The organism is Escherichia sp. E2748 (assembly GCF_005781125.1).
GTDB lineage: Bacteria > Pseudomonadota > Gammaproteobacteria > Enterobacterales > Enterobacteriaceae > Escherichia.
Genome location: NZ_VATP01000018.1, coordinates 1 through 24721 on the forward strand (window position 1 = coordinate 1; position 24721 = coordinate 24721).

Annotated in this window: 14 protein-coding genes and 1 pseudogene; 6 read left to right on the forward strand and 9 right to left on the reverse strand. The window is 47.7% G+C overall.

Annotated elements, in window-relative coordinates:
• Window positions 1-772, reverse strand: a pseudogene (locus FEK42_RS14780) (HipA N-terminal domain-containing protein); the annotation flags it as partial.
• Complete coding sequence (gene hipB / locus FEK42_RS14785) at window positions 772-1038, reverse strand: type II toxin-antitoxin system antitoxin HipB (RefSeq protein ID WP_130209497.1); 267 nt, start codon at window positions 1036-1038, stop codon at window positions 772-774. The gene hipB and the pseudogene FEK42_RS14780, both read right to left, overlap by 1 nt.
• A gap of 449 nt (window positions 1039-1487) precedes the next feature.
• On the opposite strand from hipB, the gene FEK42_RS22785 reads away from it, so the two are divergent.
• From FEK42_RS22785 to FEK42_RS14795, 3 genes are all read left to right on the forward strand, one after another.
• Window positions 1488-1649, forward strand: a complete 162-nt coding sequence (locus tag FEK42_RS22785) for a hypothetical protein (protein ID WP_165382765.1) — start codon at window positions 1488-1490, stop codon at window positions 1647-1649.
• Window positions 1650-1961: 312 nt separating this feature from the next.
• Window positions 1962-2465, forward strand: a complete 504-nt coding sequence (locus FEK42_RS14790) for a helix-turn-helix domain-containing protein (protein ID WP_130209643.1) — start codon at window positions 1962-1964, stop codon at window positions 2463-2465.
• 56 nt (window positions 2466-2521) lie between these two features.
• Window positions 2522-3022: a DUF6622 family protein gene (locus FEK42_RS14795; protein ID WP_130209499.1), complete on the forward strand. Its 501-nt coding sequence runs from the start codon at window positions 2522-2524 to the stop codon at window positions 3020-3022.
• A gap of 513 nt (window positions 3023-3535) precedes the next feature.
• Here FEK42_RS14795 and FEK42_RS14800 read toward each other — a convergent pair.
• The 3 genes from FEK42_RS14800 to FEK42_RS14810 form a co-directional block, all read right to left on the reverse strand.
• On the reverse strand, window positions 3536-4018 hold the full coding sequence (locus FEK42_RS14800) for a GNAT family N-acetyltransferase (protein ID WP_130209501.1): 483 nt from the start codon (window positions 4016-4018) through the stop codon (window positions 3536-3538).
• Window positions 4006-4272 carry a DUF1778 domain-containing protein gene (locus tag FEK42_RS14805; RefSeq protein ID WP_130209503.1) on the reverse strand — a complete coding sequence of 89 codons (267 nt, stop codon included), beginning with the start codon at window positions 4270-4272 and terminating at the stop codon, window positions 4006-4008. Before FEK42_RS14805 ends, FEK42_RS14800 begins: the two co-directional genes overlap by 13 nt.
• Before the next feature lie 229 nt (window positions 4273-4501).
• Window positions 4502-5425 (reverse strand): omptin family outer membrane protease, encoded by a 924-nt coding sequence (locus tag FEK42_RS14810; protein ID WP_130209505.1) that lies wholly within the window; start codon window positions 5423-5425, stop codon window positions 4502-4504.
• 849 nt (window positions 5426-6274) lie between these two features.
• Between FEK42_RS14810 and FEK42_RS14815 the strand changes: the two genes are divergently transcribed.
• The 3 genes from FEK42_RS14815 to FEK42_RS14825 all read left to right on the forward strand — a co-directional run bounded on the left by FEK42_RS14815 (window position 6275) and on the right by FEK42_RS14825 (window position 16752).
• Window positions 6275-14131 (forward strand): Ig-like domain-containing protein, encoded by a 7857-nt coding sequence (locus FEK42_RS14815; protein ID WP_171022637.1) that lies wholly within the window; start codon window positions 6275-6277, stop codon window positions 14129-14131.
• A gap of 447 nt (window positions 14132-14578) precedes the next feature.
• Window positions 14579-15784 (forward strand): AAA family ATPase, encoded by a 1206-nt coding sequence (locus FEK42_RS14820; RefSeq protein ID WP_130209509.1) that lies wholly within the window; start codon window positions 14579-14581, stop codon window positions 15782-15784.
• A complete protein-coding gene (locus tag FEK42_RS14825; RefSeq protein WP_240780413.1) occupies window positions 15781-16752 on the forward strand; it encodes a ParB family protein in 972 nt (323 codons plus the stop codon). Before FEK42_RS14820 ends, FEK42_RS14825 begins: the two co-directional genes overlap by 4 nt.
• Window positions 16753-17432: 680 nt before the next feature.
• Here the strand turns inward: FEK42_RS14825 and cadA are convergent.
• The 4 genes from cadA to FEK42_RS14845 form a co-directional block, all read right to left on the reverse strand.
• On the reverse strand, window positions 17433-19565 hold the full coding sequence (cadA, locus tag FEK42_RS14830; protein WP_130209511.1) for a lysine decarboxylase CadA: 2133 nt from the start codon (window positions 19563-19565) through the stop codon (window positions 17433-17435).
• A gap of 77 nt (window positions 19566-19642) precedes the next feature.
• Window positions 19643-20974 carry a cadaverine/lysine antiporter gene (cadB, locus tag FEK42_RS14835; RefSeq protein WP_130209513.1) on the reverse strand — a complete coding sequence of 444 codons (1332 nt, stop codon included), beginning with the start codon at window positions 20972-20974 and terminating at the stop codon, window positions 19643-19645.
• A 363-nt stretch (window positions 20975-21337) separates the two neighbouring features.
• Entirely contained in the window at window positions 21338-22855 is a 1518-nt protein-coding gene (cadC, locus tag FEK42_RS14840; protein WP_135491841.1) for a lysine decarboxylation/transport transcriptional activator CadC, read from the reverse strand.
• A 338-nt stretch (window positions 22856-23193) separates the two neighbouring features.
• Complete coding sequence (locus tag FEK42_RS14845; protein WP_130260440.1) at window positions 23194-24714, reverse strand: methyl-accepting chemotaxis protein; 1521 nt, start codon at window positions 24712-24714, stop codon at window positions 23194-23196.
• Window positions 24715-24721 lie beyond the last annotated feature (7 nt).

Sequence of the window (24721 nt, forward strand, 5' to 3'; positions counted from 1 at the left end):
GTCTGACACATATCCTCCTGCGGCAAGCGAAGTAAAACCGTTCGTTCAGTATTCCAGCGTCTGTCAAAGCGTTCGACCGCTAACGCGCGCACCTTTCCCGCTTTAATGATTTCTGCGTCGGGAACATTCAACCCGAATTCTTTTGCCAGCAGCAGACAGTAATACTCATTATCAACACTCTGACTGAGATCGAGCGTCGCGTTGGGCTGCCTGATTTCACCAATCGGCAATTTAATGATATGCGTCGTCGGCGTTATTCCTTTCGGAATGCACCAGTCATTGCCCATTCTGAGCAGCGCGGTCTTCTCCTGCGCGCCAGCAACCGAGATGCGAAAGTCATCTTCCTCCTAATCATGTCTAGCGGGATATCTGCTTTATAAGCCGTTAATACTTCTTCAAGTCTGGCTTCAGTAAGCTTTTCCCATGCCATTATCGGGCGCGTTACGGTTTCGTCTTCTGGTAATAACGTCACGGCGCCAACGCTGTCTCGCCCTATTTCTGACAATAAATCAAACGGTTGTCTGGATTTAGCATGATAACGTTTAACGATCCGGTCGCGTAAAATCGGGCTATCGGGTAACAGGTTATCGAAGAAGTTAAATACGGCATCAGAGGTGATATTCCCCCTCTGCAATGGCAGCGAAAGCGACAATGGCCTGGCATAACGGTTGGCTAACCACTCCGGCGCATACTTAAAGGTATGGGCACCGTTGGCCAGCTTCGTCAACTCGCCTACCCGCTGGTTGTTCATCCACGTGACAAGTTTAGGCATTACCACTCCAGATCTTGCTGATCAGTTGATTCTGGCGAGGCATTTTTCGTGTCGCATAGCGTCATTGATAGCTTAAGCGACAGTAATATCTTAAAAAATGTTGTTAGCGTGGTGTTGTCAGGGTTGTTTTCGAAATTGGAAATGGTCGCCTGTTTTATACCGATTTTTTTCGCCAGCTCGCTCTGCGTCCAGCCATTTTGCTGACGAACCAGTTTCATTGCATTTGCTAATTGCGTTGGGCTATAGATCATCGGAAAGCTTATCATGCCATACGTCCACAAGAAGTTTATCCGCTTTAGGGGATATTTTCAGTTTTATCCTTTAGTGAGGATAAAGTCAATCTGCAAACGCATTTTATCCGCTTTACGGGATAAACACTGCGATAGCCGCGATCGCGGATAAAAACGACCATACAGGTATAGTGCATCTCCACTACACCGGGTGGCGTCAGCCCCATTACCCCGATGCAGTCCATTTTCTTCTGACTTTTCTGTGTGTTTTGTGTGTATTTTAGCCAAGAATGTGATCAGTACCCGATATAGTGGATCACGTCATTGCCACCATACCTGATAGCGTGATGGCACGGTTAGGAAACTTTACCTGGTACAGTGTATCGTGAATGATGATCGGCTCTGATAACGCGATGATACTGAAGTGAAAGCTGTACCCTGTGTAGTGGATCCAGTGAAAGTGCGCACCCGGTATAGTGTGCTTCATGGCTGAATCGGAGTTTGCCGCAGGTAGCCCTGCGTCCACCATCATGACAGACACTGGTCGCAGGACTCGCGAGCCGTATGTAGGTAATCCACTATGCCGGGTGAATGATATGTTGATCCATGCTGACGGACAGCTGGTTATCCACAAAAACGGAGCATAACCTTGTGACCGGAATCCGGATAAGACGAGATAATCATCATTACTGCGGCATCACCAGTAAGGGGTAACCCTGCTCCTCTTTTACTTCAGTTTCTCTATATTCAGCATAAATTCAGACGTTCCGCTGATGCTGGAAGTCGACGGAAAGAACGGGAAGCTGCGGCTGTCACCCAACCCCAGACCCAACTGAATGTGCAGGGGTCCGACCTTATGACACTGGCGTGTCGCCTTGCTGTCATGGTGGTGTCGTATACGGTGCCGGACTGATGTGCAAGTATTATTGTCACAGACATTGCAGAGAACGGGAACAATGATGACTGTCGCTGAAAAGGTGAAAACATATCGTCTGAGAAAGGCATGGTCGCAGGAACAACTGGCTGAAGTCGCCTCTCTTTCTGTAAGGACTGTGCAGCGAACTGAAAAAGGCCAGAAGCCGAGTCTGGAAACACTCAGTGCGATTGCTTCAGCCTTTGATATAAATGTTTCTGATCTCTCGGAAGAGACTTACGTTGCCAGCCAGGCTCTTGATGAACGCATCAGCGAAGCCAAAATTCAGGTAGCACAGGAAACCCGGTTTTATCGGATTCTGGTTACTGCTGTTCTGGTATGCACAGCATTAATGATAATTAACTCTCTGTTTACCCCGGAAAGTTACTGGTCCGTTGTGGTAGCTGTTATATGGGGAGGACTTGTCATACTCAGGGGAATACGCGTGTTTATCATGCGAGGGAAAATCGCCTTATGGCAACAACGCAGGTTGCAGAAAATTCTTCGGTCAGGAAATAAAATATCGAATAACAATACCACTGAAAAGTAATGGTGTGCCGATTCACCTGTACTGAAAAAGATTAACTTTCGTAACTGGGACAACTTATGAATATTGCAATCTTTTTAAGAGATACACCTGTCTGGATATGGATCCTGCTGGCTTTTTTACTGCGACGCGGCTTTGCTGCTCTTTATGTCCGGGAGATGACAATCAGGCGGTTGTTTTTTCTCCCAGTGCTTTTTCTTGTCTGGGGGGCATATGGTGTTATCACTGAGACAGCACTTGCTGGCGCAAGCCTTTCAATGATGGCAGCAGGACTGCTCGCAGGCACGGCTCTTGGATACAGGTTGTGGCGCTTACAGCCACCGCTGAGAGATTCAGATAATCCGGGCATGATTATCAGGGCTGGGACGCCGCTGACCCTGGGGCTGATTGTGATTACTTTTTGCATGAAGTTCATACTTACTTCAGCCATTTATCTGCAACCGGGATTACGGTCATCCGCAAGTTTTTGTATGTTGTTTGGCGGTGTAACAGGACTTATTGATGGCGTATTCTGGGGAGGAACCCTGAGCCTTTTCATCCCTTGGTACAGCAGAAGATGATTAACCGTAACTACCGGTGATCGAAACCCAAAGGACCCGCTATTCATTGTTGTTGGCTCACGCCAGATGAAATTGAAATTTTCGCTTGTGGTAAGCGATGGTCGCACAGTTAGGGTATACCCCAAGGCATAAACGCTATAAGCGTTGTAGGATTGTTCTTGGATCTGTGACAATTGATAACTTACAAAAAGCTTTGCTTAAAATCCGTAAACCGTGGAGAACGAGCAATATCGTTATCCCGTCATTTATTTAATTAAATGTCTGCTTCACAGCAGACACTCAACAGCGCCGTCCGCGTCTATAACTGACCTATCGCGCTTAATGTTCTATATTGCTGTTCTGTTAACCGACTGGGGCCGAGTGACATTTATCGCAAGCCATGCCTAAGTGCGTACAATGAATCGCATAAAAAAGTAACTTATTGATTTTAAAGTACATATAACAAAGATTATGTTAAATGACACATCTGGAAGGCCTCGGTATGCACATTTCAATCTCCCTTGCCCCCCATTATTACGGCAGTCGGAGAAACAACGTTCTCTCCTGCGTTTGTGATGCTTTAAAACCATGATGCAGGTAAAAGCGTCGGGCAGTGTCAGTAAGTGCATGAACCATAATGGCGCGAACACCAATATTTTCAGCGACTCTATAGCATCGCAATACCGCATCATGAAGCAGATCGGCGCCCAGTCCTTTACCGTGGAATGAAAGATCGACCGCCAGACGAGCCAGGATAATCACCGGTATGGGGTCAGGCATATTACGGCGAATATTTCCCGTTGCTTCGACATGATTCACACTACCGGTTGCAAGTGAGTAATAACCAACTACACGTTTTGTCTCTTGCTTGCAGATAACAAACGTCCGCGCAGCCCCAAGCGCCTGATTCTTTAAGCCTCGGTGTTTTAACCATTCATCCAGAACAGCCTCACCGCTAACAAATTCCGCAAGTTGATGAGAACTCGATAAAGGTTCAGGCTGAGTTACAAATCCCACTGTGGTTTCCTTGCCAGAAGTTTTTCTAATGCTGGGTTAGATTCTACCGGTGCATCGATCATATCAATAAACTCGGCATACTGCTCCTCGTTCAAATTAAACACCCTGCGTTCAAGAATGACATTCTCTGCGGCCTGGCAAGCCATTTCGAGGATAAAATCCGTGCGCGACTTATGCAGAATTTCTGCTGCCGTATCTATCAGCGCCCGCTGGGATTCTCTGGCGCGAAGGTTGAGTTGGACATCTGATTTCATGGTAACACTCCGTATAGCATTTGCTATACAGCATAGCAGATTATTGCTGTGTAGCAATTACTATACATAGCGGATAACTGAATCTTTCACCAGAGTGTTACTGACTAAAGGTACTTAATGTTGGCAAGACGGCTGCTGCAACGGATGGGTAAACTATCAGGATGTTGTAACTACGTAATTTTTATTTAAATTCGGGGGCGTTTACTGCCCCCGAAGACGCATTTAACCATCAGAAGCGGTACTCAATCCCTGCGCCAATGGCGTAGTTATAGTTTTGAATACCCGCAGCATCATTGTAATGTTCAGAGTCACCTGTGACTTTATCACGTACAGCTGTGTCACCCCTGCCTTCAGAAAAACGCGTCCAGCTCAGTTCAGTGAAGACACGAGCCTGAGAAGTAATGTGATATCCCGCATTGATAGTCCCTGAGTAATAGTTTGAATTACTGGCACTTTCATTAAAACTCAAGTCACGCAGGTAATGCTCATCATGGTCACGCGCTTCTACCCACGGACTGAATTTAAACTGGGCTGTGATATCAAAATCCTGGTAAATATATTGACCCTTCAGCCCTAAGTAAGGCACCCGGTATTTCTGCTGGTAACCAATGGTACGCTCACCTCGCGGGAAATCGCCCTCATTAGCACCATTATCATAGGAATAATGCCCGCCCTCGGCCAGCCAACTAAAACGGGTTTCTTGATACCCCACCAAAGCACCGAGCTTAAAGCTATCTTCTTTCAGCAACCAGCCAGTAAGGTTCAGATCAAACTGGTTGGCAAAATTCAGGTGCGTGTCAGGACTGCCAGACCAGTCACTCCAGTGGCTTTGCGAAGGATAAGACCAGTCATAATCATCCATACCTGAACCGCGAGATGCCAGCGTTGTCCACCCATTAGCATTCAGCGACAACCATGATAATGGCTCCCAGGTAATACCTGCTTTAATAATCGGCGCATTGTTTATTTTCCAGTTAAGCTGGCTTGCTTTAACCCCTTCATCATAAACAAATTCGCGAGACTCCCCGTTTAACACCGAAAGGGAAGTTTCAACTGACACACTCTCAGGAGAAAAGTTAACGCTCTGGTCAGCATATGCCAATGGCGTTAATGCAAGTAAACCTGCCCCGGTAAGTAATACTCTTTTAAACATCGCTTTTACCCTTATAACCTGGTGGATATGCCTTATGACTGACATCAGCGCACCGATAAATTTTTCAGTTATACCTCAGCAGCAATTACTACTGACTAAATGATGGAAATGCTGTCATTTATGGATATATTTAACCTGATTGGACTATGATATTTTTACAGCCCATAATGCCATACATCCCGCGACTGCAATCAATCAAATTATGCAGAATTACGTGGTTATTCCACATTTTAAAATAGAACATTCATTGACATCAGAACAAATTAAGGTAAAACCCCTAATAAAAACTCAAACAACGTAACTCAAAATACAACACAACTCCAAAGAAATATAATTGATTGATATACATACATATAATCATATCACAAAGATAAATCACTATAGCATCGACGCCAACCAACGCAGTAATAATGGAATTTTATGCTGTGATTTCACATAGCAACCAGACCTATATATTCTAGTTATAAACAACATTACCAGGAATTATAGCAACTGTTATACGCAACAGTATGTTTTCATTAAAAAATACACATAAAACCATAACTATCCGAATATTCCATTATTAACAAAAAATCATTAACATTCTTTAGTTTCTATCACCTCCCAGGCCAGGAGATACAAATTAAACACATTACACCGACGTGCAAATAAACGTCAGCAATACACTGTTCCGCCGTCTGCCTCAGGCAATTTGAACAGAAGAAAAAAGTACTTTAAGGAAGATTGGCACGGATATATTTAAATACTGTCCGCCGTCTATTAACAAATTTCAAACAACAGACTGATGTTATTATGAAACAGAGACTCACGGCCTGCCTGCAAATATTTTTGCAGCTCACGGTTATTTTTATGAACTCCTTTGTTTTTACGTTCCCTGCTCAGGCAGCAACGAATTCGCCGGAGAATAAATCCAAACAAGAAGAAAAAGGAAAGCACTCTGCAAAAACGGCAGCACAGGATGATGGTGACGATAAAAAAATCGCTTCGATCATTACCAGCACGGCTGAATTATTAAAGCAGAGCAACAGAACAGATGCGCTGATATCCTCAGCCATCGGCAGCACTTCTTCGATTGCCACCAGTGAAGTGCAACAGTGGTTGCAGCAGTTCGGAACCGCCAAAGTTAACGCGACCCTGGACCGCAAAATGGCACTCAATAATGCCAGCGTGGATCTCCTGGTCCCTCTTTACGATAACAAGAAGCAGGATCTCGTGTTTACCCAGGTTGGCGCCCGCCGCAATGATAACCGCGATATAGCCAATATCGGTATTGGTTATCGTTACTTCGCTGACCACTGGATGTGGGGCGTCAACACTTTTTATGACCAGCAGCTCTCCGGTAATAAGCATCAGCGTCTGGGCGTCGGTACGGAGCTGGGTGGCGATTTCTTCCGCCTGAGCGCAAACGGTTACCGCCGACTTTCCAGCTGGAAGAATTCAAAACGCTATGACGATTATCAGGAACGCGTCGCCAATGGCTATGACATTCGCGCCGAGGGGTATTTACCCGTTTATCCACAGTTAGGCGCAGAACTGGCGTGGGAGCAGTACTTTGGTGAGGAAGTGGCACTCTCGCAGAATAGCAGTGATAAGCGCCTGAGCAACTCGTGGGCCATGACGCTGGGCGTCAACTACACGCCATTCCCACTGATGACCGTGGGCCTGAACCAAAAAATGGGTAAAGGTGATCAGAACGACACCCAGGTGAACCTCAATCTCAACTGGAAAATGGGCGAATCCCTGGCGAGCCATCTCGATCCAGACGCCGTCGGCGCCAGCAGAACGCTGATGGGTAGCCGTTACGAGCTGGTAAACAGAAACAACGACATTGTGCTGGAGTACCGTAAGCAACAGGTTATCTGGCTGACCCTGCAGGATAAAATTTCCGGCACTGAATCTATGACCCTGCCGGTAAATGTGCAGGTAAAGAGCAAATATCCCCTTGATCACATCCACTGGCAGGCCGACAGTCTGCTGAAAAACGGCGGCAACATCAGCGAGAAAAATGGCGCCTGGTCCGTCACATTCCCGCATTATCATACCGGCAACGCCGTGAAGAATGTCTATGTTGTTTCCGCGACGGCTCTGGATACGAAAGGTAACCAGTCGCCACCGGCGTACATGACTGTGCAGGTTGACAGTTTTAATATTCAACACGCAGTCACCACCGCCAGCGCCGCTAAAATGACGCTGCCAGCGGACGGAGCAAGCAGCACACCGATTAGCGTGACGCTGACCACCGCCAGTGGTGAGAAAGTCACCGGTCAGGCAGCTAACCTCAGTGCTCAAATCACGCAAGCCAACTCAAAACAACAGAAGCCACAAAAGAAAGCCAGGCTGCAAAAGAAAACCAACCTCTCTCCGGCAACCGCGCCAACGCAGGTGCCAGCCAGTATCTCAGCGTTTAAAGAAACCTCGCCCGGTGTGTATGTCAGTACTTTCCATGCCGGCAATATGCCTGGACAGACAACTGTCGATGTTTTCTATAACAAAACTCAGAAGATTAGCAGCACAACCATTACTCTGGAATCTCCCGCTGCCAGCGAGCGCTTTGCTGCCCACGGGATAACCGCATCTGTGCCGTCAGCCCTGGCTAACGGCAAAGATGCCATCAGCCTCACTGCACACGTCGTGGATGCAACGGGGAATCCTGTATCGGGCGTCCCCGTTACCTGGACCACGGATAATGCGCAAGCTCTCCTGTCGGCAACGTCCGCTCGCACCGATGCCCAGGGGAACGCCAGCATCTCGCTGACCAGTTCCCAGCTCCTGAGTACAACAATCAGCGCCCATCTCGATAACGGCGAAATGATTAAAAGTGAAGCGCTGCAGTTTATTGCGGATAATGCCAACGCAGTGATCAGCCAGATTGATGGCGATAAAACCGGTGCTATCGCCAATGGCCAGGACACTATCATCCTGCAGGCCATCGTGACCGATACCAGCAACCACCCTTTACCAAACCAGACCGTGAACTGGGCCATTAGTTCCGGTAGTACCACAGCACATCTGGCTGGCAGCCAGAGCCAAACCAACGAGAATGGCGTGGCAACCATGCTTCTCACCTCCACCAGTGCCGGACAGGTTACCGTTTCCGCCACCACCGGAGACAAGACAACCGGGAAAGCGGTACCAAAACACTCCATTCCTCTGACTTTTGCGGCCGACGCCAAAAGCGCCGTGCTGAAAAATATTACACCGGATAAGACCACGCTGCTGGCCGACGGGAAAGAGAGCGCAACGCTAACCGTTATTATAGAAGATGCGTTAGGTAACCCATTAAAAAATGTCCAGATCGACTGGAGTACCCTCAGTACTACCGCGCATTTTGCCCCGACAACCGCGCTGACGGATGACGAAGGCAAAGCTACAACCCAGGTTAGCTCCTCTGCTGTGGAAGATGTGGCACTGACGGCTGCCCTCCAGGGGCAGAAGATGACCTCCCCGACGTTGCATTTTACGGTTGATAATAAAAGTGCTGCGGTAACGTCGCTTAACACCAGTAAAGAAACCGCCATTGCCAACCTGAATGACGCCATTCAGCTGACTGCACTGATTTGCGATGCACACCAGCATCCTGTATCCGGCAGCCCGGTGAAGTGGACCATTACGTCCGGTAAAGGGGTACTCAGCACCGAGCAGAACACCACCGATGCCAGTGGTTACAGCAAGGTCATGCTGACGTCAGCCTCAAGCGGGGATGTGGTGGTTACTGCCAGCACCGCAGGCAGTAGCGCAGTGGCTTCTCATAACCTGCATTTTATTGCCGACAGCACTTCGGCAAAAGTCACCGACGTCACCGTGGATAAAAAACACGCCGTTGCCGACGGAAAAGAATCTGTAACCTACATCGCGACAGTAAAAGATGAGAAAGGCAACGCCCTGGCAAGCCATAAAGTAACATGGCATGCCTCCGGCGCTGGCGTCATCCTTTCTGCAGCAACCACGCAAACTGATGCTTCCGGGATAACCTCGGTCACACTGTCGGCGCTGAAAGCCGGTACAGCCAGCCTCTCTGCACAGGCTGAAGCAGGCGTTGCGTTTAATGCTTCCCCGGTAACCTTTACCGGAGACACCCGCACCGCACAGCTTACTGACCTTAAAATCAGTAAACAGAATGCGCTCGCCAACGGCACCGATGAAGTCACCTTCACGGGTACAGTGATGGATGCGAACAGTAACCCGCTGTCGGGTATCAGCATCAACTGGAGCGCAACACCTGCCACTGGCCACCTGTCCGCGGCCTCTGGTACGTCAGACAGCAACGGTAACGTGACGGTATCCCTGGCTTCAAAACAACGCGGGGCGCATCAGGTTACCGCTCTGGTGAACGGTAAAGCAATTACCTCAAACAGCGTGATATTCACCGAGGATGCCGCCACGGCCAGCCTGTCTGCCCTGAATGCAGACAAAACCAGTATCACCGCCGGTACAGGCAGCGTCACGCTGACCACTCAGGTGCTGGACGCATCCGGCCATCCGGTGGCGAATAAATCTGTCGTCTGGAAGTCTGACAATGCCGCGGGGGTTTTCAGTGAAACCACCTCGAATACCGACGCCCAGGGTAATGCGAAGGTGACCTACAGCAGCACCCGTGCACAGGCCACCACGATCACCGCATCCAGTGACAATAACAGTCAGAAAACCGTGAAGCTAACCATCACGCCCGATGTCAAGAGCGCAAAACCTGTTGATGTCAGTGTCAATAAAACCAGCGCAACGGCGAATGGCAAGGATGTGGTCACCCTGACCGCCAGAGTGGAAGATCAATACAAAAACCCCGTCAGCCAGAGTGATGTTAACTGGCAGATCCAACCGGCAGGTAAGTATCATCTTACCGGTAGCCCACAAAAAACCGATGATCAGGGCCGGGTTACCGCAACGCTGGCTTCAGAGGATGTGGTCGCCTGTCAGGCCGTGGCAACCGCTAACGGTGTGAACAAATCGTCTGCAACCATCAACTTTGATGTCGACGCAGCCACCATCGGTGTTGCCGCCCTGACATCGTCCACAACATCCGATATTGTTGCGGGCAAAGATATCATTACGCTACGGGCCGTAGTCACTGACAGCAGCGGCCACCCTGTTGCAAAGCAAATAGTTTACTGGAGTTCTGATAACACCACTGGCGATTTCTCGCCAGCTGCTGCCAGCGAAACCAACAGTCAGGGTATCGCGGAGATGAAATATAAGGCCACCCGTTCCGGTGCCACGCATATCACGGCGAGTTCCAATCAAACCAGCCGGGATATAACGGTGAATATTATCGGTGATATGACCACCGCGACCCTGTCTGACAGTAAAGTGGACAAAACCCAGGCCGTAGCCGATGGCAATGAACAGATAACATGGTCGGTCACGGTGAAAGATGCAAACGGCAATATCCTGCCTGGCGCACAGGTTAACTGGAGCAGCAACGATCCGAAGCTGATCTTCGCCAGCACCAACAGCCTTGCGGATAATCAGGGGGTTGCAACCATGCATTTCACCTCCACACACGCCGGGCAGACAACTGTTTCCGCCACCACCGCGAACGGTGCAGCGAAACAAACCACCACGCTGACGTTTGTTGCCGACGCCAAAAGCGCCGTGCTGAAAAGCATTTCACCGGATAAAACCACCCTGCTGGCCGACGGAAAGGACAGCGCTACGCTGACTGCTGTCGCAGAAGACGCACAGGGTAATCCGTTAAAGAATGTCCAGATCGACTGGAGTTCAACCAGCAACACCGCACAGTTAACCGCTACGACCACCCAGACGGACGAGCAGGGACATGTCACAGTCCAGGTCAGTTCTCCGGCGGTGGAAGAGGTTACGCTGACTGCCACGCTGCAGGGGCAGAAGCTGGCGTCTCCGGTCCTGCACTTTATGGCGGACAGTAAAACCGCCGCGGTAACTTCACTTAACGCCGACAAAAAAACTGCCGTCGCCAACCTGAATGATGCCATTCAATTGACGGCGCTAGTCACTGATGCCAGTAAGCATCCGGTGATCGGCAGCCAGGTGAAGTGGGTTATTACGTCCGGTAAGGGAACGCTCAGTAGCACGCAGAACACCACCGATGCCAGTGGCAACAGCGTGGTAACACTAACGTCACAGTCAAGCGGGGATGTGGTTGTTTCCGCCAGCACCGCGACAGGTGCCGCAGTAGGTTCACAAAGTCTGCACTTTATTGCCGACAGCACTTCGGCAAAAGTGACTGGCGTCACCGTGGATAAAACGCAGGCTATTGCCGACGGCAAGGAGCTTATTACCTACACCGCAGCAGTAAAAGATGCTAAAGGCAACCCTGTTGCAAATCATAAAGTGACCTGGAGCGCTTCTGGTACGGTTGTTACGCTTTCAGCACCGAGCGCAACAACCGGTGCTTCGGGCGTCGCGTCCGTTACACTGTTGGCGCTCAAAGCCGGTACGGTCAGCCTCTCCGCACAGGCAGAAGCAGGCAGTGCGTTTAATGCGCCACTGGTAACCTTTATCGGTGACGCCCGCACTGCGCAGCTTACCGACCTGAAACTCAGTAAACAGAACGCACTCGCTAACGGCACCGATGAAATTGTTTTCACGGGGATTGTGGTGGATGCAAACAATAACCCGCTGCCGGGCATCAGCATCAACTGGGCGGCGATACCTGCAACGGGTCTTCTGTCGGCAGCGTCCAGCACGTCAGACAGCAATGGTAAAGTGACGGTATCTCTGACCTCAAAACAACGTGGGGAGCATCAGATCAGCGGTAACATTGGCCATGTTGCCAGCGGAGCACTGGCAACATCAGGTACAGTGAAATTCACTGAGGACGCGACGTCTGCTACGCTGCAAAGCCTGACGGCAGATAACACCAGTGTCACAGCCGGTAAAGGTATTGTTACGTTGACCGCCCAGGTTCTGGACGCATCCGGTCACCCGGTCGCGAATAAACCTGTTGTCTGGCAGTCTGACAATGCCGCAGGTGTTTTCAGTGAAACAACGTCGAACACCGATGCGCAGGGTAACGTGAAGGTGACTTACAGCAGCACGCTCGCGAAAGCCACCACCATTACGGCATCCAGCGACAATCACAGCCAGAAAACTATTCAGCTAACCATCACGCCTGATATACAGAGTGCAAAACCGGTTAACGTCAGCGCCAGTAAAACCAGCGCAATGGCGAATAACAAGGATGTGGTTACCCTGACCGCCACCGTGGAAGATGAATACAAGAACCCCGTCAACCAGAGTGAGGTGACCTGGCAGATTCAGCCAGCAACAGGTAAATATCATCTTACCGGCAGTCCGCAAAAAACCGACGCCCAGGGTCAGGCTACAGCAACGCTCACCTCAGAGGATGTGCTCGCTTATCAGGCCGTGGCAACCGTTAATGGCGTGAACCAGTCATCTGAAACCATCAGCTTTGGTGCCGATGCGACTACCGCCACAGTCTCTGTGCTCATCCCATCCACAACAACGGATGTGATCGCAGGTGATAGCATAACGCTGAAAGCCACAGTAACGGACAAATCCGGTCATCCTGTTATTAACCAACGTGTTAACTGGAGCTCCGATAATACCAGTGGGATTTTCCAGGCTAATAATTACAGTGACACCAACAACCAGGGTATTACAGAGATAACCTATTCTGCCACCCAGGCCGGAGCCACGCACATCACGGCGGAAAGTAATAACAGTCACCAGAACGTGACGGTGAATATGATTGGCAACATTGCTACCGCGACTCTGTCTGACAGCAAAGTGGACAAAACCCAGGCCGTAGCCGATGACAAGGAACTGGTGACCTGGTCAGTTATAATCAAAGATGCGCATAGCAATCCGGTTGAGGGTGTCCAGGTCGACTGGACCAGTAACAACCCAAATCTGACGTTAGACGGCACCAGCAGCCTGACAGATAACCAGGGCGTCGCAACCATCACCGGACACACAAAAATCGCAGCCACAACAATTGTCACCGCCACGATGCCAATAAGTGGCACACAGCTTGCCGCGCCCGGAGTCACCTTTATTGGCGATGTTAAAACAGCAACGATATTTGATTTAACGTATGCAAAAAACCTTATTAACAATGACGATTCGGATATGTCTACTTATTACGCTACGGTTAAGGACATCAATAATAATGTGGTTCCCGGTGCCACAGTTAACTGGCAGACGACGCTGAACGCCCTTTCTGCTGCAACTTCGAAGACAAATAATTCTGGAGTCGCAACTGTCACACTTAAGGGGCGTGAGGAAGGAAAGGCTACAGTCACTGCTCTCATTAATGGTTCGACACAACAGGACAGCAACGTTGTGTTCTTTAACGGTAAACTATCCAATAGCTGGGTCATCAACACAGACTCAGCCATCTATAAATCTGTTACTTTAGAAACTCGTGCTTCAGCGGGATTTGTCACTGTCTCCCCCACAATGGGCGCGGAAACACTCTCTTCCGGGGCTGGCTATGCGGAAATTACGACACCTGTGACAGATGAAAATGGCAACCAATATACGATTCATCTGAGGGGTAACCGCGTAACTCAATGTGGAGAAAGCGTCTTTAATTCTGCCTATAATTCTTGTTCAGCACCCAATCTCACCGCCAAACTTACATGGCTTCGTAGTGATAATAGTGAGATTCCCCCCGGTCATTACACTGGTCAGATTCACTTTATGGCCCGTAACCGTTGGAGCTGGGCTGTTGATTTCAACATTGATCTGGATTTAACCATTAGCTAAACAGAAATCACGCTAGCACCCAATAAAGGTGCCTGACTAACGCAGTGAGATTACCCACCGCATCAGCTTAAATAACACCTAATGGCCTGCGCAACATTTATTGCGCAGGCCATTTTTTATCAAAAATACCCTGATATTACCGATTTTTTGGACTATTGACCTGACGCGTATTGGCTGAAAATAGTGCTATCAGAGTTCCATCAGGTTGAACGCAATACAACAACGATATTATCCAGACAGACGCTTTATGTACGTCATCAGCACTACATGACTCGCCCTTCTGCCCCGCTCCGATCTGGCGAATAACGCCCAGAGACGCTCACTACTCAGCGGATAAGTGAGACGCTACCCGCTATTTTTACCTTATTGCATCTGAAATGTTTACTTTGCCACTTGTATGTAGCATTCTTGACGAAATTCATCATTTCAGCATAAAGGCAGAAAATCATGGATACGCCTGTCCATCTGTTAAAAGTTGCGCAACGTTCAGAGAAAATGCTGTTTTCTCTTACCGAACAAATTCAGTCACAGAAAGAAGAGTTGCAGGAAAACAAGTTTTATCAGGTCTATGCCAAGGCAGCGCTTGCCCGGCTGCCCCGTCTCACGCGCGCCAGCGTGGACTACGCCGTCAACGAGATGGAAGAAAGCGGCTATGTGTTTGATAAGCGCCCCGCCGGTAGCTCCACCAAATACGCGATGTCGATTCAGAACATTATCGACATTTACCATCACCGTGGCGTTCCCAAATATCGCGACCGCTATCCATCGGCATTCGCCGTTTTCATCGGCAACCTGAAAGGTGGCGTGTCTAAAACGGTTTCTACCGTTTCTCTGGCCCATGCGCTACGCACCCACCCTCACCTGCTTTATGAAGACTTACGCATCCTGGTCGTTGATCTCGATCCGCAGTCTTCAGCAACCATGTTCCTCAACCATACCCGGGCCATTGGCATGGTCGAGGCCACCTCCGCACAGGCCATGCTGCAAAATGTATCGCGTGAGGAGTTGCTCTCAGAATTTATCGTGCCTTCCATTGTGCCGGGCGTGGACGTACTGCCAGCCTCAATTGAAGATGCGTTTATCGCCTCACGCTGGGATGAGTTATGCGCCGAACACCTGCCTGGACAGAATGTTCACGCGGTGTTGAAAGAGAATGTGATTGATAAACTGCGCAAAGATTACGATTTCATCTTTATCGATAGCGGCCCACACCTTGATGCGTTTCTCAAAAATGCTATCGCCTCAGCCGATCTGCTGTTAACGCCGGTTCCGCCTGCGCAGGTTGATTTCCACTCGACGCTGAAATATTTAACCAGGCTCCCTGAACTGGTTGAAATTATTAATGAATCCGGCATGAAATGTAATCTGCAAGGCAATATCGGCTTTATGTCAAAACTGTCGAACAAGGCCGACCATAAGCTTTGTCATAGCCTGGCGAAGGAAATTTTTGGCGGCGATATGCTTGATGTCGCATTACCGCGACTGGATGGCTTTGAGCGTTGTGGTGAGTCTTTCGACACCGTTGTCTCGGCAAACCCAGCCACCTATATCGGCAGCAGCGAAGCGTTGAAAAATGCCCGCCACGCCGCCGAAGATTTCGCCCGGGCAGTCTTCGACCGCATTGAATTTATCAGAACCAATGGAGGTGTATGATGAGCGCCAAGAGAGTCACCATAGGCCGTACCTTCAAAACCCCTGCGCTGCACGAGGATGATGGCGGACCGTCTCAGGAGCAAATCTTTACCCTCTCCACTGGGCGTCATGTTACTTTTTCGCTGCGCACCATCCCGGCCAACGAGGTTGAAAATGGGACGTATGTTATTCAGGAGATCAATGGCCGCGATCAGACTTCACTGACCAGCGAGTCCCTGAAAGACATTACCCGCACGCTTCGTCTGCAACAGTTTTTCCCTTGCATCGGCATCGAGCGGGAAGACGGCGTGGAAATTATTGATGGTTCCCGCAGACGCGCGGCGGCAATTTTGTGCCATACCCCACTGAAAGTGCTGGTCACCACTTCAACAGTATCTGCCGATGAAGCTCGTAAACTGGCGGCAGATATTCAGACGGCGAAAGAACATAACCTGCGTGAAGTCGGGTTACGCCTGATGGCGCTTAAAGCGTCTGGTCTGAATCAGAAACAGATAGCCGCACAGGAAAAACTGTCGCCGGCCAAAGTCTCCCGCGCCATGCAGGCGGCATCCGTTCCGCAGGAACTGGTTTCCCTGTTTCCGGTGCAGTCGGAGCTTCATTTTTCCGATTACAAATTACTCGCTGCGGTGGACGAAAGTCTCGCCGAGAAAAATGTCGAACTGAGCACGCTGATCGAACAAATTTCAGAAGATATTGATCTTATTCTGAGCGAAGGTGGCCTTGCGGAAGATGAGATTAAAAATAAGCTGCTGAAGCTTATTCAGAAAAAATCCTCTTTGCTGATCTCACTGCCTAAAAAAGAGAAAGCGAAAGTGGTGTCGCTATGGGCTTTTGATGACAAAGACAGATACGCGCGTAAACGCATTAATGGCCGGACAATCTCTTTTGAATTTAATCGTCTGACAAAAGAGGTCATGGACGAGCTGGAGCAGTCAATTAATGACGTGCTCGCCAGGCACCTTGATTAACCGTTTTCGCGCGGACATCATGAATGTACGCGGTAACGGCAAAATGGCTATTTAGCCCGACGTAGTTTCTTGCCGGATGCGGCGTAAACGCCTTATCCGGCCTACAGAACCATGTGGATGTAAGCGCTTACTTCATGTGATAACCTGATAGTAAAACGAAAAACTCAGGCACTGCCTATAAATTATAATTATGCCACAACAGAACTATTCCTGCTATCACCGCAAAAAAACCAATAACGCTGAGTAAAAAAATTATCGACACATGATGACTAAACTTAACTTTTCGGTTGCTGAACATAATCTCATATCCTTCCATCTTGCTTCTCCTTTTTCTATCCTGGTTAATAGCGGGTATATCTTTTACAGAGCAATATTTATCTAAAATGCTGTTTTGTTCTAAATCCGGGTGTGAATAAAGTCTTTATCTTATTTTTGATTTTTGTGCCAAAATTTATTTTCTCTGTATGTGCACTATCACATACTGACACTCAGCGTAAGAGAAAACCATCAGGATTTGGCCTTAGTTTAGCGGCCAGGAGGTATTGATAATATGGCTAAAAGAGGAGTAAGCAGCGGGCAAAAATAAAGCCGGTGAACGACAGCATGTATTCACCGGCCCCTTCCAATAGATCGATATAAGACAGAAGGAAATAAACTGTTATATCAATTTACTACTTTAATTACTTAAGTACTTTCACGGTATAACGGCCATCGGCCTGACGATACGCACCATGAATATCGGTTTCAAAGCCCGGATAATGCGCGCCAATTTCACACAGCATCTGCAGGAACTCCAGTACCGGACGGCTTTCAGCGGTGATCATTTCGCCAGGCATCACCAACGGTACACCCGGAGGATACGGCAGGATCATATTGGCGTTAACGCGACCGACCATGTCATCCAGATAAACTTCTTCTACTTCGCTATGCAGTTCTTTCTGGAATGCACGATACGGCGTTACCACCATTTCAGGCAGAACTTCGAACGCGCGATACATCAGATCCGGCAAATTATGGTGAGAAATCAGTTTATGAATGTTCTGCGCCAGTTCCTGAATACGCATGTCTTCATAGAATTCAGGATCTTCCTGATACAGTGACGGCAGCATGTTTTTCACACGCAGGTTTAAATCAAAGGCGCGTTTGAACTCGGTCAGGCCACGCAACAGGCTCAGAGCTTTGGTTTTATCGATACCAATGCTGAAAAGGAAGAGCAGGTTATAAGGACCGGTTTTCTCAACAATAATGCCGTGTTCATCAAGGTATTTCGCCACAATGCTTGCTGGAATACCGAAATCGTCCATCGTGCCGTCTTTCGTCATACCCGGCGTCAGCAGAGTGACTTTGATCGGGTCCAGATACATATGCTCGTTGTCAATGTTCTGGAAACCATGCCAGCCGTTGTCAGAATTGAGCGGCCAGCATTCAACCTGGTCAATCTGCTCTGGCTGCCAGACATCAAAGAACCAACCTTCTGATTCACCTTTTAAGCGTTTAATCTCTTTACGGAACCTGATTGCACGATTAATAGAGCCATCAATCAGACGCTTACCGGCATTTCCTTTCATCATTGCCGCAGCAGTTTCAGTCGATGCAACAATACCGTAATGCGGTGAAGTCGTGGTGTGCATCATATAGGCTTCGCTGAACGTCTCTTCGTTGACATCCCCTTTCACATGGATCATGGATGCCTGAGAAAACGCCGCGAGCAATTTATGCGTAGACTGAGTTTCGTAAATCACTTTACCTTCAACACGACCACCGCTCATCCCGCATTTACCTTTGTAAATTGGCGAGAAATTGGTGTAAGGCACCCAGGCGGAATCAAAGTGGATGGATTTTACGTCCAGCGTTTTCTTGATGTAATCGGTGTTGTACAGCAGGCCGTCATAAGTCGAGTTGGTAATAACAGCATGTACAGGCCAGGTGGCATTCGGAGTTTCTTGCACGCGTTTGGCGATGGTTTCATGCTGAAATTCGCTCTGCGGAATACCGCCTAAAATACCGTAAGCATTACGGGTCGGGCGGAAGTAGATCGGCGTAATATCGCTCATCATCATCAGATGGGTCAGCGATTTGTGGCAGTTACGGTCAATCAGCACAGTACTGCCCGCCGGAGCGGAATACATGCCGACGATTTTGTTAGCGGTTGACGTACCGTTGGTGACCATATAGCTGCGTTCAGCGTTGAACACGCGAGCAATATACTCTTCCGCTTCTTTGTGCGGACCAGAGTGATCCAGCAGAGATCCCAGCTCAGATACCGAGATGGAGATGTCTGACTTCATGGTGTTTGCACCAAAGAAGTCATAGAAAATGCTACCGACCGGGCTTTTCAGGAATGCCGTACCGCTCATATGACCAGGGGTACAGAATGTGTACTTACCTTCACGAACATATTTGAACAGGGCTTTGGTCAGTGGCGGCAGAATGGTATCGATATATTCGTCAGTATTTTGCTTGATTTTTAAGGCGATATCTTCCGCCGCGCCCAGCGCGTATTCGAAGAAACGCACCTGCATACGCAGCTCGTTAAGGCTGACATCCAGGGTAGAGTGAGTATTTGCAAACGCATACAGTGGCATGTACTCATTCATGGCGCTGATTTCTTCGCACAGCGCAAGATTGTACTTATCCCAGTCGAAGATCACGCCGCAAAGTTGAGCATTATTTTCAATCAGCTTCAGCAGATCTTCGCGGTCGTTTGGATAGACAACGTGGAAGCCTCGTTTTTCAAGGGCGCAATGCAATTCACGGATAGGCTCTTCTTTAAAGTAAACACCCATCTGATTCATTATCGCGATAACGTTCATATTTATATCTCCTGATAGAGCTGGCTCCTCCCGTCTCGTTGTGGGAGAACGAGAGGAACGCAGAGAAACGAAGGGAATTAGTGGGTGTCTACGCTGCTAACGTCGTCAGCAGCATGTTCGCGCTGGTGCAATTTACGACCGTAAAACATCAGGATTATCAGGCTGACGATAAATGTACCGGTCAGCTCGAAGGACGTGGCGCCTGACAGAGCGATGAAGCAGAAGACACAACCCAGCACTGAACAAACCAGGCTGGCGCAGTTGCGCAGGTTGACGCCTTCGAAACGAATCAGATCAACACAGGAGTAGAAGTAAGGAAGCATGGTTAACAGCACGGCGATCCCGGTTAGCACGCCAAACAGGTCAGAAGCTTTACCACCGGTAGAGTTCATCACCGTGATCAACACCATCAGGGCTGTCATTTTCACAGCTGCAAGCAGCAGGCCTTTTTTAGGGATGTTATTACTGTCAACATCACCATAAACTTTCGGGAAGTTGCCGTCGTTTGCCGCACGGACACCCGCCTGGCCAACCAGCATCATCCAGGAACCGAGGGAAGTCAGACAGGCGAAAGCGGTAAAAGCAGAAACCACCGGTGCGGCCCAACCGCCAAACATCGTCGCGGCGCTAACGGCGAACGGAGCACCAGAAGCAGCCATACGGTCGGCAGGGAACATCCCGGAAAGCACCTGGGTTGCGGCAATATAAACGATACCGGCCATTGCCGTGCCCAGCATGGTTGCCAGCGGAACGGTGCGTTTTGGATTCTTCACCATGCCGCTGCTCACCGCAGCAGATTCAACGCCAACGAAAGCCCACAGGCAGAGCAGAATACTGTTAATCACAGCGCGGCTGTCAGTCGTACCGGAGGTGTTCCAGTTCGCCTGGTAAGTCGCCAGATCAAACCAGTGCCAGCCAATAACAGCAGTCAATGCGACAGGAATCAGAACCAGTATCAGGCCAATCGTCGTCAAACGACTCACCCAGGTACCGCCAAGCATGTTGACGAACGTAAAGATCCAGACGATAGCAATACAGGCAATGCCGGCTGGAATTGGGCTATTTAATACAGGGAAGAAAGTAGAAAGATAAGAGACTGCGGTAATACCAATAGCAAGGTTACCGATCCAGTTCGCATGGTAATAAAGAACACCGGTCTGGAAACCGAATGCCGGAGATATTTCCCCTGCATAAGCAATTGGACCACCTTGTTGCGGGTTTTTGGTCGCCAGGCGGGCATAAACATAGGCCAGCGACATCGCGCCAATAATAGAGATAATCCATCCCCAGATAGCAATACCACCAATGCTGGCAAGATTCGCGGGTAATAATGCAATCCCGCTGCCCATCATATTACCGGCTACCACGCCAGTGCAGGCAAATAGCCCGATCTGTTTGGCAGAACTCATATTTTCAATCTCCTGGATTTAATATTCAAGGCACTAGTCAACATGTAAACAACGCTGAAGACTGGCCGACTACAGAAAAGAGTACTAATTCAGGAGAATGAAGTCCTAAAGATAAAATGAATAAACAATAAACGATATATAAATGATGTTTTTTAGAGATACATAAAGGTTATCTGGATTATCTACGGTTATCATGAAAAGATAAATCTTGTTGATTATCAACCAATTAAAGCAACTTTCTTAAGAATAAAACCGTAGTTCATCTGACTTATGATGGATTACGTAAAATATAAATACGGTGACTGATGACATGAAAAAAACGCCTTATCATATTATTTAAGAAAAAATATGATAAGGCTTCATTTATTCTACTGAAGAATAATTTTCAAGGTAGGGTACGATGCGGTTTAGTGATGTCTGGAATATTCCGTTTTTAATCCAGTACAGCGTGTTTTCACCAGGACGAAAATTAAATGCGGTAATATAGGCATCAGCAGCAAGACGGTTTTCGCCTTTCATTTCGTAGACTTTTCCCAGCAGGATATAGTTTAGCCAGGAGAGCTCATTTCTGATACCAAGATTAATTGCCTGATACGCCTCCTCCACGTTGCCACGATCTAACAAATCGACAGTTTTAATCTGATAGTAAATCGCTGAATCCTTGATCCCTGGGCTGTTACGAATTTTCTCCATCGAGGCATATAACGTTTTAAGCTGTTTGTCATCAAGCAACTGCTGCGTATGGCGAAAAATATCGATCAATGCTTTTTCAGCATTAACATAGGTAAATTCCGGGGACTGTTTCGCCACGTCTTCGAGGATTTCACTGGCTTTGTTTAGCGATGCAGCATCCCCCTGCATTAACAACTGATGTGCTTCAAAAAAATGTGCCAGAGACTGACTTTTAATGGGTTGATAATGGCTCATCATTTCCGTCATTTTGTCTGACCAGGATAGCGAAAGCGCCGATGATAAATTGCTCAGTAAATCATTCTGGATCGCAACCTCATTAGACCCCGTAATGAAGTAACGTTTATCCAGCATAACCTCGCCGTTCGCATGATCGACCAGGCGGACAGACATAAAACATTGCTGTGCGCGATAGTGACGTTGATTGAGAAACTCCAGCGTTAACGTTTTCCCTGAATTCCCCGAAACATGGCCGCTGTAGTTTATTTTGTCATGCACCATATAATTAGAAAATGTGTTAAGCGTGGATGTCACCAGGCTTCCTAAGCCAACGGCATAAAAAAGCTGTAAATTCCAGTTATTACATGCATTTCCATTAACGAGGTGTATATCAATATCAAGTGGATTCAGCAGAAGCTGAGTATTGGTCGTCGTTAAATTAGATTTAATTGCTGTTTTTGCAACCATAAATACACAACTGAGCACGGCTAGTAAAAATATAGCCCAAACGATAACAACACGGAAATGATGATATTTACGCGGCTGATCATCCGTTAATTGAGGTGCGGTAATGGTGGGGGCATTGGTCGGTGGCGGAGTATCAGACATAATATCGGATTGTTCAGGCGTCAATTCCATTTCTTCAGCACACCATATTACCGGCGCGGTGAGTTTATATCCACGCTTGGGGATAGTAACGATATATTCATTATTTTCATCATCATCGCCATTTTTTAATGACTTGCGTAATTCAGAAATAGATTGTGTTACAACGTGGCTGGTAACGATATTACGCTTCCACACATGGTCAATCAACTCATCGCGCGTAAGCACCTCTCCGGGGTGATGAGCAAGAAAAACCAGAAGATCGATTAATCGCGGTTCGAGTGTTGTCCGCCGCCCGTTGCAGCTGATTTGATTAACATCGGGACTGACTAACCATTCGCCCACTCGAACGACAGGTTGCTGCATAAAATTAGCTCCAAAAAACGGCTTGTTATATGCTGATATTAACACCCTCTTCAATTGTTGCATCTGTTTCCATATTATTAACCATAAAATAAGTTAAATCTGTAGCAAAAAGAAACTAACTTAAGATATTTAATGAGATTAACTCAGGTGTTTACCCTGGCTAATATAAAGGCATTTATATTAATCCTATATAAATAGATTAAGCCTACTACTAAAAATTAACCAGTCCAAACCAGGAGTAGTAACGAGAAAAACAGGAATAGTAATCGTAGTTATCGACAACGATGGCAGATATAACACCCTGGTAGGGTGCTATATCTGATGTGCATCGGGGATAATCAAAGATCATTAATCGGTAATTTAAAGAAGGCGATCATTTCCTGTAATTGTCTGACCTGATCATGCAGACTCAGTGCGATGGTTTCCGATTCGCCGACCAATATGCTATTACGCTGCGTCACGTTATCCATTTCAGTCAGTGCATACGCAACCTGCTGAATTCCCTTGCTCTGCTCTTCAGACGCCTGTGAGATATCATTCATAATGCTGTTGACATCATAAATGGCATCTACCATTTCATTAATCGTCTTACCCGCATTGGAAGCCAGCGCATTGCCTGTATTAACATGTTCAACGGCTGTGGTTATCAATTCATTGATTTCTTTTGCCGCACTGGCGCTGTTTTGAGCCAGATGCCGTACTTCACTGGCAACGACAGCAAATCCACGTCCATGATCTCCGGCTCTTGCCGCTTCAACAGCAGCATTAAGCGCCAGGATATATGTCTGGCGAGCGATGTCATCCACAACTTTGTTAATTTCCGATATCTTTTTAACACTTTGCTCAATAGTACGGATGGTTTCCGTAACCGCCTGCGCCGCCGTCAGCCCTTCCTGTGCCGTCGTATTTGCCGCGCTGGCAAATTCATTCGCTTTTTTTGCGTTGTCAGCATTATGCGCGACTGTCGTACTAATCTCTTCCATATTGGCAGCCGTAAGCTGTAATGCCCCCGCCTGCTCCTCTGTACGAGTTGACAGGTCGCTGTTGCCATGCGCCATTTCATCAGTACTGTCACTGATTAATTCAATTGAACTTTTAAACGTTGTAAGGATTTCGCTTAAATTGAGCCGCATAGTATCCAGTTGCTCAATAACTTCGCCAATTTCGTTTTTCTGACCGATCTCTAAGGTATGGTTAAGTTCACCATTAGAAATTAAAGAAAAGCATTCTTTAATGTATTCAAATCGTGAGAATACTTTATTTTTTAACCATAGCCAGCCAACAGCCGATAATATTATCCAAAAACCGAAAGAGAATATACTAACATAATAAGAGTCAGTTAACAGACAGTTAATAATATCCTTAGCTTCAGGCTCATCATATTTATAGACATAATCATCCAGAGCATTTTCCTGAATAACAAAATTATCGACCTCTTTTTGCACTTCACTCAGTCGACCCGAACTAAACGCCTTTTCAACATTTGCAAAAGCATTACTGACTGCCTGAGTGGATTTCGAACCAACTTTAGCATCATCAGAAATTACATTCAGATACTCATGGAAATAATTTTTAGCAGATTCCATGTTATGCATGGATTTACTATTGTCACGGTAATCCCATTCTTCAAAGACAAGTTCAAGCGCTTGCCGTGTCTTTGACAATTTATTGATCTGATCTAAACCTGTCGTTAGCCTGAAAACGTTATTCTTAATCTCAATAAAATGATATAATGTTATAATATTTGACATAGTGAAGAGCAAAACAACAAAAGAAACGGCAATAATAAAAGTTGTTTTTAGAGATAATGAGTCAGGTAAAAACCTGAGCTTCTCGCTGATTTTTGATGAAAAAATCATTATGCAC